Genomic DNA, 13,615 nt, shown 5'->3' on the forward strand with positions numbered 1-13,615 from the left:
CCCTCCTTTTCTTATATATAATTAGAATTTCCCTGTACATGCTCAATAAATAATTTTAACGGAACGAGCCCACGTTTTGGCATATGACTACTTATAATAGATACTACTTCTAATTGAGGAATGATAACGATGTATTGTCCGCCGTATCCCATAGCGAAATATATACAATACGGTATGTGAAATCTTTCGTTATGTAATACCCACCAGTGATATCCATATGCGCCGACATGTTCATATGTTTCAAATTGCGCCCTACTTGACTCTTTTAACCATTTCGCTGATACAATTTCTTTTTCATTCCAATATCCATTTTGCAAACATAATTTTCCTAATTTTAATAAATCGGTAGATTTCATTTTCATACCGAAGCCACCTACATATATACCCTGCGGATCTTGTTGCCACTCGTATTCGTTAATTTTTAATGGATCAAATAAATATTTCTTTGCAAACCGCTCTGTCGACATTCCAGTAGCTTCTTGAATAATATAGCTCAGTAAATGAGAAGAACCTGAATTATAATTCATTTTTGTAGCAGGTTCTTCAATTATTGGCTTTTCTAATATGTACTGTACCCAGTTCTCTGATTCTACAAAGTCATTTGGGAATACTACTCCATTCCCAAACTCTTTCCAGTCCTCACCAGTAGTCATTGTTAATAAGTGATATAGCGTTAAATCATGTTTTTCCCCAGGTACATTTTCAATCCACTCTGTAATTGATGTATGTATATCATTTATATAGCCCTTATCAATTGCAATACCAATTAATAAAGATACGATACTTTTTGTAATCGAATTTATTTTATATAAGTTATTTGCACATTCGGGTGTTTTATAATACTCCGTTGTTAATTCCCCTTTTTGATAAACAAGAAATGTATTCACTTTTTTCTTTTCGAATTTATTTTCTAGTTGCTTGAAATCCAAAAACTTTACCTCCATTTAAATAGTTACTCCATTTATTATATCTTGTTCCTTCATTTTAAACATAATTGTGTTCAAATAAAAATAAACCTGTCAGCCATAATGAACTGACAGGTTTATTTTTATAATTTCGTACGAACATTCCAAAGCTCTGGGAAGAATTGTTGATCAAGTACTCGCTTTAAATAAGAAACACCGGAGGATCCACCTGTACCCATTTTATGTCCAATAATTCTTTCTACTGTTTTCATATGACGGAAACGCCATTGTTGTAGCCAGTCTTCAATATCAATCAATTTTTCAGCAAGCTGATATAAATTCCAATATTTTTTCACATCCGCATACACTTCCAACCATGCTGCTTCTACTGTTGCATCTTCTTCATAAGGCTGCGTAATATCACGGTTTAACACATCTTTATGAATAGGGAATCCTTCTTTTACTAATGCTTGAATCGCGACATCATATAGACTTGGTGCATGTAGCGCTTTATGAAGTCGTGCATGTAATTCTGGATCCTTTTCATAAATTTTTAATGCGTGTGGCGTTTTATAGCCAAGTGCATACTCAATCATACGATATTGATACGATTGAAAACCTGAAGCTTGACCGAGTGAATCACGAAACTCAATATATTCTGATGGTGTTAATGTCGCAAGAATATCCCAAGATTGAATAATTTGAGACTGAATTTTTGATACACGTGCTAACATTTTAAAAGCTGGTTGTAATTTATCTTGTTTAATAGATTCAATCGCCGCATTTAGCTCATGTAAAATGAGCTTCATCCAAAGCTCACTTGCTTGGTGAATAACGATAAATAACATTTCATCATGATGGTCCGATAATCTTTTTTGAGAAGATAGTAAACTATCTAATTGTAAATACTCCCCATACGTCATATTCTCTTTAAAATCCGTATGAATCCCTTTTTCCATAATTACTTTTTCATTTTCTTTCATATTAGCCAAACGCCCCTTTTATATGATTCTACTTATATTGGTCTAATAACGGCTCGAACTGGACTTCCATCTGCATCAGTTAATGCAAGTGGTAATGCAATAAGTTCATAATCACCGTCTGCTACATGATCTAGTACGACATTTTCTAAAATATGAATTCCATGTTTAAATAATTGATGATGCGCTGCTAATTCTTTATCATCTAGCGGATCAACTGATGGTACATCTACTCCGATTAAACGAATACCTTTCTCTGAAAGAAACGACGCTATGTCTGCACGTAAATGAGGGATCACCTCTGGAAATTCTTCAGCTTTTCCATGTGAAGATGTACGTAATAATAATCGTTCTACACCTTCTAAATGAAAGCTTTCTAATTCCTTTTTCCCGATGCTTTCAAGATTAGAAACGTCAATAATCCGTGCTGGGCCAACATAAACTTGAACATCTAAATCCAATACTTTCTTTCCATCATTATCAAAATGAAATGGTGCATCAATATGAGTGCCTGTATGAATACTCATCGTTAACTTTCCGACATTTACTGAGCCACTTTCTTCTTTTGACCATGAAACTTCATACGAGAACGGTGTGTCTCCTGGCCACGTTGCAATATTATTATTTAGCGGTTGTGAAATATCAATCCACTCTGATGTTTTCATATTTATGCCACAACCTCTCGCTTATTTTCAAACTGCTTATACTCTTCATTTTTCATAATTTTCTTTAATATTTGTACAGATTTCCACACTTCTTCGTATGTGTTATATAAAGCGACCGGCGCAAGTCTCACCCCATTTGGCGCTCTAAAATCTGGAATTACTCCATTTGCTTTTAGTGCTTTACATATACGTGCTGCTTCTGCATGCTCTAAATAAATGTGCCCGCCTCGTTTTTCATCCTCTAATGGATTTCCAATTGTAAATTCGAAACCTTTTAATTCATGTCCAATTAAATTCAGCATGTATCTCGTAATATGTAAAGATTTTTCACGTAAACGTTCAATACCAGCATCTTTGAAAATTTCAAGTGAACCAATTAATGGTGCTGTACTTAAAACGTGCGGTGTACCAATTTGATAAGCACCTGCATGATCAGCAGCTGTTAATGTATGCTCCATATCAAACTGCTTATCTTTTCTAGAACTAAACCATCCAGACAACCCTGGTAGTCTATTAAAATGTTTATTATTCACATAAATTCCTGCAACGCCACCCGGTCCTGCATTTAAATATTTATAATTGCACCAAACAGCAAAATCGACATCCCAATCTTTGAAATGATGCGGAATAGATCCTATTGAATGGCATAAATCAAATCCGATATGAATGCCGCGTTTATGAGCTTCCGTTGTTAAACGTTTCATATCCAGAATTTGACCACTTCTATATAAAACAGAAGGTAATAAAATTAAAGCGATATCATCTTCCATCGCATAAATAATATCTTCTTCAGAAAGTGTTCTACCATCTCGGCTTTTCACTCTTACTAAATGCTCCTCTGGATCTAATCCTTTTAAACGAATTTGACTTTGAAGTGCATAAATATCTGATGGGAAAGTTAATTCATCCGCAAGTATTTTTGTACGTATTCCTTTTGGTTCGTAAAACGTCGCAATAACTTGGTGTATATTTGTAGTTGTAGAACCGGTTACAATAGTTTCTTCCGGTAAAGCACCAATAAGAGGGGCTGTAAGTTTACCTAATTTCTCTGAAAGGAAAAACCACGGGTGCTCACCTTCTGTCCAGCCGTCAATGCCATACTCTTTCCACGAATCTAGCAACGTAAGTAATGATTTCTCTGCTCTTTTTGAAAGTAGCCCTAATGAGTTTCCATCTAAATATATAGTACCTTCTTTTTTATAGAATTCAGTTTGAAAATCTTTCAGTTCATCATGTTTATCACATTCAAGCGCATACTCATAAGTTGGTTGAAATGGTTCTTTATACATGGTGTCACCTTCTCTTAATTTTCTTTTTATTCTAACTAATTGAAATATATCACCTTAATTGATACAACGTCAATGATATTATGTCAGTTGACTTTATATATGAACTTCTTTTACAATACAGTTATATTTTCAGATATTTCAGTATAAAGAGGTGATTCTTTGAAAAACTCTACTCTTTCATCAAGAAAACACCGCTCCTTAGAAACGAAGAAGAAACTATTACACTCTGGTTACACTATTTTTATAAATAATGGATTTCAAAAAACGACAATTACACAAATTATTAAACATGCAGAAACTGGTTATGGAACAGCATATGTATACTTCAAAAACAAAGATGATCTCCTAATTAGTTTAATGGAAGATGTTATGAATCAATTTTATAATATTGCTGAGCGCTCTTTTTCTCCACAAACAAAAGAGGAAGCACGTATAATGATCCAAAATCAAGTTAGAGCATTCCTGCAATTAGCAGATGCAGAACGCGCTATTTTGCAAGTTGTAGAGGAAGCGATAGGATTATCAAGAGAAATACGGCAAAAATGGGATGAGATTCGGGAACGTTTTATAACAAGTATTAAACAGGATATTACTTACTCTCAAGAAAGTGGATTAGCACAACCTAATTTAAATAAAGAGATTGTAGCACGCGGTTGGTTCGCGATGAATGAATCGTTTCTTTGGACTATTACGCAAAATGATAAAAAGATTAACTTAGAGGAAATTGTGTATACGTTAACGGAGATGTATACGACCGGGTTATATAAATAACACACCTTCAATAAGTAAGGTGTGTTATTTTACATCTATAAAAATATATTATCTGGGTATGGTAGCGCTAAAGTAGGCTTTTCAGAAAATGAGAAATATTGTAGTTTTAAAGATTCACCATCTATCGATTTCAGTTTTCCACTAGTAATTTCACATTCAAACACAACAACAATATATTCTACTTGATCGCCATTCGGATATATATGACGGAACCTTTCCCCTCCAAATACCCCTTTTTGTTTTTTTACTTGCACTTTCAAACCCGTTTCTTCCCACACTTCACGAACTACCGCTTCTTCTGGAGTTTCTCCAGGCTCAATTGCTCCAGCTGGCAAACTCCAGTATTCCCCGCCAGGATATTGAAACAAAATATCTCCCTGCCCATTCTTTATAACAGCAGCTACACTCGGTATTAGAATTAGTTCATGGCCTAATTGCTCACGGATTTTTTTATAATATAGCGACATCGACATATAATTCTCTCCCACTCCAATAATAAACAACTGTATTTTCTGACACCTATTGTATAATAATACCAATAGCAATTTCTATATAGAAAGGATAAGAAAATGACCCAAGTACAACTAGTAAATAGCTTTCTATCATTTTTAGGTACGACAAAACAGCCTACTAGCTTAAAGTTTTTAAATGAGCTTATTAAAGCTCATCAAGAAAAAATAAAATGGGAAACCCTTACTAAAATAATTGACTGGGAAAAGGGTAATGAAACAGGTAATTATTTTCCTTCCATTGAGACATACATAAACCGTATTACAACAAAAGGTCTCGGGGGTACTTGTTGGACGCACTCAATTGGATTCCATTGGTTATTATCAAATCTTGGTTTTAATGTTCATTATATGTATATGGATCCCGGACATTTATACTTACGGGTTAACTTAGACCAACCTTATTATGTTGATGTTGGTTATTGTGCACCTTTATTCCAAGCTTACCCACTTTATGAATCATTTCAAGTAAGTAATGTAAGAGAAACTTTCACTTATGAAGTCTCAAATAATAGGATTAAAATTGCTAGAAATCCAGGTCCAGCAAAAATCTTACATACAGATTCAATACATTTATCAAGTATGAAAGAACTCATTAAAAAGTCTAACGATTGGCATACATCTCCTGTATTAAAGAAAATTCAGATTTTCGGTTATATCGATGGTATTCCAACTTCTATTAATGATAATGTTTTAAAACGATATTTCCAAGGTAAGAAAATAGAACAAAGCCTTACATCTTCTGAACTTAATTATTGGATAACAGAAAGATTTTGTATTAATCAAGAAATATGTGAAAGAGCTATTGAGATTTTCAATGAAAAATCTTCAAATAGAATGTGGCCATAAAGCATACTCCTTATGATCTACATAACTAACAACATCCCATTTTAACTTTTCATTAATTTCACTCATAAGTTCGGGTATTACTACTTCACCATATTTTTTAAAACATTCATGAGTTTCTTCGTAATTTTAAAATAAAGTTTGATTAAAAATATCGTGTTAACCCGTATTCTATGGTAAATAAAAAGAATCCATTTTGAAAAAGATTGATCAAAATGGATTCTTATCCAGCAGGTTTATGTTTTGGTTTTATAAAAAAGTTTGATCATTTTCTATCAATGAAAACAATTAATTGACTATTTTTATTATGAAAAGGTCGGAGCAGGAAATTCATCAATTTTGATACGAAGTAAACTATAAGGTTTCTGTCGTAAGTCTTTTCCATAATGAAATCTAGGCTGTCGATGTAATTGGTTCACAATGACATACAAATATTGATCCGGACCAATTGAAAAAGTATCCGGCCACAAAATTCTCGGATCATGTGCGATAGTTTCCATTATGCCATTTGGCAATATCTTACGGATACTGTTGTTTTCATAATCTCCAGCATAAATAGTTCCCTTTGCATCGGTGATCATTCCATCAGACGCACCTTTTTCTCCCCAATACTCCACATGATAAGGTAATTTCATGTCCGGTATCGTTCTGTCTCTCAAGGCTTCTGTTGAGATCGAGAACAAATGCCGACTGGTTAGTGGAGCAAAAAATAATATCTTTCCATCAGGAGAAATTGCAAGACTATCAGACGCCAACCTAAATGGAGAAGTTGAACCGTCTTTGTTTCGATTCATTAAAATTTGACCTTCTACTTTCGGTAAAAAATAGGGATCGGGTGAAGTTGAATTTGCTCCATTTAACCTTCTAAACGCGTTTCCATTTGATAAATCTACGACGATAATAGCTCCTGGTCCTCTTGAAGAAGAATCCGTTATATAGGCATAACCTGCTTTTCCAACACGAAAATCAAAACGGACATCATTCAGATAAGTTGTAGGCAGGACCACATCTTCTGTAAAGGTATATACTTTTCTTATTGTATTGGTTTCTAAATCAACAGCGACTAATTTTGCCCCCCTTTTAATAGGTTCAGAAAAATTAGGTGCCGCTGTATCTAATATCCAAAGCGTTCCCCTTCCATCAGCAACTACACTTTGGACACTGATGAAAGTCATTGGGATATTCTCGGGGTTAGCCAAATTGGTTTGTAAATTAGGATAAGGCTGCAATTTATCCTCAAAAATTTCCGCCACCGTAAATTTAACATCGTCTCCCCATTTCGGAAAGCAAATGAAAATACGACCGGTTTCTGAAACAGTAACACCTGTAGGCATAGCCCCATAAAATGCATAAACTAGTTCTAAATTACCGAAATATTTTTCACTAGGTAACATAGGTTTCATAATATCCTCCTCAAGCATTCAAACGGGATATCTCCTATATATGATTTATATTTTTTCTAGTGCATGTTTCTTAATAAGTTTTTCTATACGAAAAGATGATTGAATTGATTGTTTTCGAAATTTAATAAGTCTGTCAGAAGAAAGGAAGCATTTTAATTTAAAGGTCTCCAGATGAAGTAGAATTCAATTAGCAGGTAGCGAAGTTCAATATTCCCGAATCAACGTTAAGCTGGTATAAAAAATGGGGAAATTTCCCCATTTAAATTTGTGAAAAAATGTACTTAAGCTAAACTGCCCGTTAGTTTAAGTGTAACACTTCACAAACAATATTTTGAGTATTCTTATTATTCCTGTTTCCTCAACAATCTGGCCCTTTAATTGAACAATAAAATAAAGGTGAGTACATATTAGTCATGTATAATATGCGCTCACCTTTATTTTTTTAGGATTTTTAGCTTTTAGGTCTTGATAATAATTTTTAGTGGTTTTATTAACAATTTATATTTAGTAAATGTGCTTTTCATGAATTTGATATAAGTCAAAAGAATTTCCTGTCCAATATAACTACGTATGTTAGCCCACTTCTTCTTTATTCAGTCTACTTACAATTCCAACTATAAATTTATATTCAATCCTCCCCTTCTTAATCTTTTTAAATCCTTCTTTCGTATCAAAAATTAAACACGTTTTCCGAAACCACATTCGTACATATAGTGACTCAAAATAAATAGGTTTTATAATTCCTCGTTCTTCAAATTCAGTTCCATCTTTATTTTCGGTTTCTGTTCGAACGAACCACCTATTCCCGATTCCAATTTCAATGTACTTCACACACTAACCCCCATTAGGAAATTTCCCTTCTAACAATTCTATTATTTCCCCGGTAAGCGCACATTCCGACAGAACATGAGCCCACAAAGAAAAAGTAGATTACAAAAATCTACTTTATAACTTATATTTTTGCATTCGTTTATAAAATGTACTACGGGGTACATCTAATAGTTTTGCAGCTAATGAAACATTTCCGTTTGTCTTTTGTAATGCTTCAATCATGCTATCACGCTGTATTTTTTCGCGAAAATTCAATGTATGTTCGGTTTTATTTTCAACTTGTAACTCAAGTTGTTGTTGATTTCCCATCATTGTTTGTATCAAAAAAGCGACTTGTTTTTCGCATATTTCCCGTCCTTGCGACAAAATGTAAATGCGTTCTAATGCATTTACTAGTTCTCGAATATTTCCGGGCCATGTATGTTGTAAAAATTGATTACAAATACTCTTCGGAAATACAACATTCCAATTCTTCCGTTCGCAAAAGTGTTGTATAAAATATGGAATATCCTCTTTTCTTTCTATTAACGATGGAACATATAGTGGATAAACATGTAAACGATAATATAAATCTTGACGGAATTTCCCTTCTTCTACTAACCTTAGTAAATCTTTATGTGTGGCAGTAATAATACGAATATTTACTGGTACCTCTTTTGAACTTCCTATTGGAGTTATTGTACGTTCTTGTAAAACACGCAATAATGCTACTTGCATCTCTGGTGGTACTTCACCAATTTCATCTAAAAATAATGTTCCTCCATTCGCTTGTTCAAATTTCCCTTTATACCCTTGACGTCGCGCACCTGTAAACGCACCTTCAGCATAACCGAACAATTCACTTTCCATTAATTCTTTAGGCAAAGAACCACAATTAACAGCTATAAAGGGCCCGTCTTTTCTTGGACTATTTTCATGAATCGCTCTCGCGACATATTCCTTTCCTACTCCTGTCTCACCACATACATACACACTAGCATCAGTCGGTGAAACAAGCTTAATTTCTTCTAGTGTGTGTTGAAATGCTTTGCTTGTCCCGGTAACTCCTGGAAAAGTAATTCCTTTTATAAATGTGAAAGCAGAATATGTATTCATTTGTTTGTTTTCCTTTAAATACATACATTTCCCGATCATTCTTTCATTACTATATACTGGTATTTCTAATTTAGTTTCCAATCCATGGTGCACTAAATCTTCAAGTTTCATTCTTGACCAATTAGTTACTCGTTCCCGAACGCTCTTACTCGCAGAAACGATAACATCACGATGATTACAAATAACTACTTGTTCATCACTATCAATGACATCTAAAAAACGATGGATTAAGTGTAATTCATTTTGATGAACTCTTATGCTACATTCACGTTCAATCGCATGTGCAATTGAAGTTACCATACCGAGCATATATGGATGCGAAAATTCAATTGGACAGGAGAAATCTAAAATACCAATTAATTTCCCGTCATCGTTATGAATGGGAGCAGCCGCACAACTCCAGCTATGAGATACCACGGAGTAATGTTCAGTACCACTTATCATAATAGCTTCTTCAATTTCTAGCGCTGTTCCTATTGCGTTTGTCCCCACAGCTGCTTCCGTCCATTTTACACCTTCAATAAAATTAATATGTTTCGCTCGCTTTAACGTTTGTTTATTTCCACTTAAGGATAGGACATAACCATCTGGATCGATTAATAATGCCATCATTTGTAGTTCATCAATGGTTTTTCTCATATTTTGTATTTGGGGTAATGCTATATCAAGGAAAATTTCACTCTTTTTCTTTTGTTCTCGAAAAATATTAGAAGACAAAACTTTCTGACCTTTATTCATGTGAGGATTAACATTAGCCTGTTTACATCGATGCCATGACTCTGAAATTCTTTCATTTATACGGTTCGAATCAAGAACACCTTCATTAACAAACTTTTTCCATGTATGTAAGTAAAACGGTGAAGCTAACATTGTATCATCTCCCTTTTAATTGTTTTGGAGATTTATAAAACATACTTTTATTATAAAACTGAATAAAAGCGTTTTCAATACAACTAGCAATACGACACAAATATGTTAATAATTTGAATATCCTAATGCACTTCTTTATTCTTTTTTAGTAGCACTATATTTTGTATAATGGACGCAAACAAAATACATAACCAAAACCACTTTTGTGGATTACCATTTATAAAGAAAACAATCACGGCTATTGCAAATAAAATAGCGGATGCTAAACTAAAATATAATTTTGTTTTAATTTCTATTATCCCTCACCCCTCTGTTACTTTACAGTACATACTAACTCTTCATTTTTCATCTCTACTATGTACTCCTGTAAAACATATTCTTTCCCGCCATGGTTTTCATACCATTCATGTATTCCTTTAATATGCCTCTCGTCACTTCTAATTTTCGATTCTATTTCATTATACTGTTCATAACTATCATATTCCCATATGGCAAATACTTCAGACGTACCATTCTTATTATCTTTCATCCAGCGTCCTATTAGCCTAGAACCATGCTTTAATTGATTAGGTAAGTTCGTATTATTGAAATGATCATTAAATACTTCTATAAATTCATTTTTCACTACATAGTACTTCCTTCTGTAAAACATACTTCTTCACCTCTTTCATGAAAAGTATTAGTAAATCTTCCCATCAATACCGTATTATAATACTTTCCATCCGATAGTCTTTTGTCATTTTTCAAAATGCCTTCTACTTCAAAACCTAATTTTTTATAAAGATGAATAGCTTTCTCGTTTGTCTCTAATACTTGTAAAGATATTTTATTTACTGCATTTTCGTCAGCCCATTTAATAGATTGTTGTAATAGGCTCTTCCCCATTCTATATCCCCAAAACTCTTTTAAAATGCAAACGCCAAACTCCACTTTATGAGATAATCTCTTAAAATTTGATCCTTCACATCTTGAAAATCCAACGATTCGATTGTGCACTTCTGCAACTAAAAAGAGATTCTTAGTCTCTTCACTATCTGTTTTTATTATTTTTTGAAACCCTAGGTCATCTATAAATCCCTCTCCAGCATCTCTATCCATATTTTCAGTTTCTCCATCAATCTGAACTCTAATTTTCGATAACTGCTCAGCATCTTTCTCAGCTGCAGAACGAATTGTATAAGTTAATCCATTTATATAAAACTCTTGCTCTTTTACAATCATGTCAAACTCCTTTCAAATGAATATAATGGTGCTATTACAACTTGTTTACCTTGTTTCTCAAAGTCCTGAACAGTTTCTTTACTAGCCTCTTCGTCAGTTATAATAATGTCAATTTCTTTTAGAGACTCTCCTCTTATAAAACAATCTATTCCAAGTTTATTATGCGGAACTAAACAAATATTTCTTCTAGCAATTTCACTTACTCTTTTACTAAAATAAGCAACTTCAGGTGTTGCAGTACTAATACCTTGTAATGAAATGCCTCCACCTGTGGAGAAATAAAGATCAATAGAAAATCTACTTATCAATTCAGAGGCAAGTGTATCAGTAATATTCCCTGAAGGTTTTACTTTTCCGCCAATTAAATACGTATCAATATTCTTATATTCTCGTAGATAACCAGCTATTTCTATAGAATTCGTAATAACCGTAAATGATACTTCCGGTAAATATTTCAGCATCGCATTATGAACGGGAGCCCCGCCAATAAAAATTGAATCACCTTCTTGTATATAAGATACCGCAACTCTTGCAATTGTGTCCTCATATATTGAGCTATCACTATAACGTTTAGTTGGTTCCGCAGCTAAGTTTCTCACTCGCGTAAGTTCAATTGCACCTCCGTGCGTTCTTTTTAATAAACCATCCTTTTCCATAATAGACAAATCTCTTCTTATAGAATCAATAGACATATCAAATCTTTCCGCAAGATCCTTTGCTATTACTCTTCCATCTGTATTAAGTCGTTCTAAAATTTTCTCTCGACGTTCTTCAGTAAACATGTTATCACCACCGTTATTGAAGGTTCAGAAACTTAAACTTTATTTTAATTATATGCATGCCTCTTCCGTTTTACAATATTTTCAATTCTTATTTATTCCGTTTTATACAGTCTTCTCCCTCTTTCTATCCTGTTAACTTGACAACCAAATAAATGTATATCTGTATATTACGCAAAAACACTTCTATTTACCTTCCTATTGATGTAAAATTATTCCTATGTTTTACTTTTTAATACAGAAAGGGATTACTATGAAATCATTAATCAAAACGACATGTACAGCATTATTATTTACTGGAATATTAACAGGATGTAATAGCAATACTACATCAAAACAAGAAAAGAGCGCTCTCGAAAAGAATGCAATGCACTATGGAGAAATAGTTAAAAACGAATACTATAGAGCGACAGTTGAGAATGCAAAGTTTGAAAAAATAGACAAAGAGCGGCGCCTTACTACTCGTGTTATGATTAATAATGTTCGAGACGATGGACAAACTATTGATCTTTCGGAAATAAAATATTTCATACAAGATGAAAAAACTGGTGAGAAATATGAAAGTGAAGCTCATCCGATAGATGACGAGCACTATAAAAATGTTCCACACGAGTTCTCTTTAACTACTGACGTTGTATTTGAACTGAAAACTTCACCAAAAGATTTAAATAATATGTATTTATACATAGATAGCAAAGCAGCGCCGTTAACAGATACATATTGGAAGCTTGATAATTTAGTATCTAAATAGAAAGACCAGTCTTACATGACTGGTCTTTTACATTCATACATTTAACTTTCATTAACACTTATATTCATTTTCTAATAACAACTTGAATAACATCAGCTAAACCAGTGTGCCCTTTCCCTTCAATTCGCTCTTGTTCGCCATTAAAGAAATGAATTACCTTATGTTCTTCACACCAAGTAAGGATATCAATTGGATCATACAGCATATCAACATCTTTTGGTCCACCAGTACCATAGTTTATTTGTTTTTTTGAGTAAACTTCAAACATAATTAAACCACCAGGCTTTATCGTTTGTATCATTTTACCTAATATCATTTTTTTATAATCATCATGAAAATGTCCAAATACCATAATTGCTGCATCATATTCATTTTCTGGCAAACTATCAGCTAATAAATCTACTTTTTTTGTATGCACGTTTACGTTATGCTTCTCTGCCAATTTTTTTGTCTTCTCTAATCCATCTTCCGAATAATCAATAGCTGTTACTTCGTTCCCTTGTCTTGCTAGAAATACAGCATTTCTACCTTCTCCCTCCGCGAAAGCTATTACTTTATTGTGATTTGCTAAACGAAATGCTTGTTCTTTAATAAATGTATTAGGTTCTTCCCCGTAAAAATATTCATCTGATTTATATCGATCATTCCAAAATTTAGTCATCATCTTCTCTCCTTCTTCATATCATTTTCTAACTACAAT

Annotated in this window: 15 protein-coding genes; 3 read left to right on the forward strand and 12 right to left on the reverse strand. The window is 33.4% G+C overall.

The features are described from left to right. Positions 1–11 precede the first annotated feature (11 nt). From ACTL4X_RS13590 to kynU, 4 genes are all read right to left on the reverse strand, one after another. On the reverse strand, positions 12–929 hold the full coding sequence (locus ACTL4X_RS13590) for a serine hydrolase domain-containing protein (protein WP_000346251.1): 918 nt from the start codon (positions 927–929) through the stop codon (positions 12–14). Between the two features lie 119 nt (positions 930–1,048). Beyond that, positions 1,049–1,888: a tryptophan 2,3-dioxygenase gene (gene kynA, locus ACTL4X_RS13595; RefSeq protein WP_000661957.1), complete on the reverse strand. Its 840-nt coding sequence runs from the start codon at positions 1,886–1,888 to the stop codon at positions 1,049–1,051. 32 nt (positions 1,889–1,920) lie between these two features. Further along, entirely contained in the window at positions 1,921–2,550 is a 630-nt protein-coding gene (kynB, locus tag ACTL4X_RS13600; protein ID WP_000858074.1) for an arylformamidase, read from the reverse strand. A 2-nt stretch (positions 2,551–2,552) separates the two neighbouring features. Beyond that, positions 2,553–3,839, reverse strand: coding sequence for a kynureninase (kynU, locus tag ACTL4X_RS13605; RefSeq protein WP_086395542.1), 1,287 nt, complete (start codon positions 3,837–3,839; stop codon positions 2,553–2,555). Between the two features lie 159 nt (positions 3,840–3,998). On the opposite strand from kynU, the gene ACTL4X_RS13610 reads away from it, so the two are divergent. Further along, positions 3,999–4,610, forward strand: coding sequence for a TetR/AcrR family transcriptional regulator (locus ACTL4X_RS13610; protein WP_000798536.1), 612 nt, complete (start codon positions 3,999–4,001; stop codon positions 4,608–4,610). A gap of 35 nt (positions 4,611–4,645) precedes the next feature. Here ACTL4X_RS13610 and ACTL4X_RS13615 read toward each other — a convergent pair whose 3' ends face one another. Further along, complete coding sequence (locus tag ACTL4X_RS13615; protein WP_000062938.1) at positions 4,646–5,083, reverse strand: NUDIX hydrolase; 438 nt, start codon at positions 5,081–5,083, stop codon at positions 4,646–4,648. Between the two features lie 96 nt (positions 5,084–5,179). Here ACTL4X_RS13615 and ACTL4X_RS13620 point away from each other — a divergent pair, with 96 nt between their 5' ends. Continuing rightward, a complete protein-coding gene (locus tag ACTL4X_RS13620; protein WP_441395067.1) occupies positions 5,180–5,968 on the forward strand; it encodes an arylamine N-acetyltransferase in 789 nt (262 codons plus the stop codon). A gap of 302 nt (positions 5,969–6,270) precedes the next feature. Here the strand turns inward: ACTL4X_RS13620 and ACTL4X_RS13625 are convergent, their stop codons facing one another. The 6 genes from ACTL4X_RS13625 to ACTL4X_RS13650 form a co-directional block, all read right to left on the reverse strand. Continuing rightward, positions 6,271–7,368, reverse strand: coding sequence for an L-dopachrome tautomerase-related protein (locus ACTL4X_RS13625; protein WP_033687476.1), 1,098 nt, complete (start codon positions 7,366–7,368; stop codon positions 6,271–6,273). 573 nt (positions 7,369–7,941) lie between these two features. Further along, positions 7,942–8,199: a DUF3977 family protein gene (locus ACTL4X_RS13630; RefSeq protein WP_000873846.1), complete on the reverse strand. Its 258-nt coding sequence runs from the start codon at positions 8,197–8,199 to the stop codon at positions 7,942–7,944. 114 nt (positions 8,200–8,313) lie between these two features. Next, a complete protein-coding gene (locus ACTL4X_RS13635) occupies positions 8,314–10,164 on the reverse strand; it encodes a sigma-54-dependent Fis family transcriptional regulator (protein ID WP_000881429.1) in 1,851 nt (616 codons plus the stop codon). Between the two features lie 313 nt (positions 10,165–10,477). Then, on the reverse strand, positions 10,478–10,816 hold the full coding sequence (locus ACTL4X_RS13640; protein ID WP_000499992.1) for an NIPSNAP family protein: 339 nt from the start codon (positions 10,814–10,816) through the stop codon (positions 10,478–10,480). Next, positions 10,789–11,385: a GNAT family N-acetyltransferase gene (locus ACTL4X_RS13645; RefSeq protein ID WP_000635680.1), complete on the reverse strand. Its 597-nt coding sequence runs from the start codon at positions 11,383–11,385 to the stop codon at positions 10,789–10,791. The genes ACTL4X_RS13640 and ACTL4X_RS13645 overlap by 28 nt, the downstream gene beginning before the upstream one ends. Then, the gene (locus ACTL4X_RS13650) at positions 11,382–12,167 is read right to left on the reverse strand and encodes a DeoR/GlpR family DNA-binding transcription regulator (protein WP_000493652.1); all 786 of its coding nucleotides are present in this window, start codon (positions 12,165–12,167) and stop codon (positions 11,382–11,384) included. The genes ACTL4X_RS13645 and ACTL4X_RS13650 overlap by 4 nt, the downstream gene beginning before the upstream one ends. A gap of 250 nt (positions 12,168–12,417) precedes the next feature. Between ACTL4X_RS13650 and ACTL4X_RS13655 the strand changes: the two genes are divergently transcribed. Beyond that, on the forward strand, positions 12,418–12,915 hold the full coding sequence (locus ACTL4X_RS13655) for a hypothetical protein (RefSeq protein WP_174767013.1): 498 nt from the start codon (positions 12,418–12,420) through the stop codon (positions 12,913–12,915). A 64-nt stretch (positions 12,916–12,979) separates the two neighbouring features. Here the strand turns inward: ACTL4X_RS13655 and ACTL4X_RS13660 are convergent, their stop codons facing one another. Beyond that, positions 12,980–13,579: a class I SAM-dependent methyltransferase gene (locus ACTL4X_RS13660; protein ID WP_002041261.1), complete on the reverse strand. Its 600-nt coding sequence runs from the start codon at positions 13,577–13,579 to the stop codon at positions 12,980–12,982. Positions 13,580–13,615: the final 36 nt, after the last annotated feature.

This window comes from Bacillus sp. RE35 (assembly GCF_052146655.1).
Taxonomy (GTDB): Bacteria; Bacillota; Bacilli; order Bacillales; family Bacillaceae_G; genus Bacillus_A; species Bacillus_A cereus.

Coding starts and splice junctions, on each gene's coding strand:
- kynA (WP_000661957.1), bottom strand. CDS start 1,888: ATGAAAGAAAATGAAAAAGTAATTATGGAAAAAGGGATTCATACGGAT.
- kynB (WP_000858074.1), bottom strand. CDS start 2,550: ATGAAAACATCAGAGTGGATTGATATTTCACAACCGCTAAATAATAAT.
- kynU (WP_086395542.1), bottom strand. CDS start 3,839: ATGTATAAAGAACCATTTCAACCAACTTATGAGTATGCGCTTGAATGT.
- ACTL4X_RS13615 (WP_000062938.1), bottom strand. CDS start 5,083: ATGTCGATGTCGCTATATTATAAAAAAATCCGTGAGCAATTAGGCCAT.
- ACTL4X_RS13620 (WP_441395067.1), top strand. CDS start 5,180: ATGACCCAAGTACAACTAGTAAATAGCTTTCTATCATTTTTAGGTACG.
- ACTL4X_RS13625 (WP_033687476.1), bottom strand. CDS start 7,368: ATGAAACCTATGTTACCTAGTGAAAAATATTTCGGTAATTTAGAACTA.
- ACTL4X_RS13635 (WP_000881429.1), bottom strand. CDS start 10,164: ATGTTAGCTTCACCGTTTTACTTACATACATGGAAAAAGTTTGTTAAT.
- ACTL4X_RS13640 (WP_000499992.1), bottom strand. CDS start 10,816: ATGTTTTACAGAAGGAAGTACTATGTAGTGAAAAATGAATTTATAGAA.
- ACTL4X_RS13645 (WP_000635680.1), bottom strand. CDS start 11,385: ATGATTGTAAAAGAGCAAGAGTTTTATATAAATGGATTAACTTATACA.
- ACTL4X_RS13650 (WP_000493652.1), bottom strand. CDS start 12,167: ATGTTTACTGAAGAACGTCGAGAGAAAATTTTAGAACGACTTAATACA.
- ACTL4X_RS13655 (WP_174767013.1), top strand. CDS start 12,418: ATGAAATCATTAATCAAAACGACATGTACAGCATTATTATTTACTGGA.
- ACTL4X_RS13660 (WP_002041261.1), bottom strand. CDS start 13,579: ATGATGACTAAATTTTGGAATGATCGATATAAATCAGATGAATATTTT.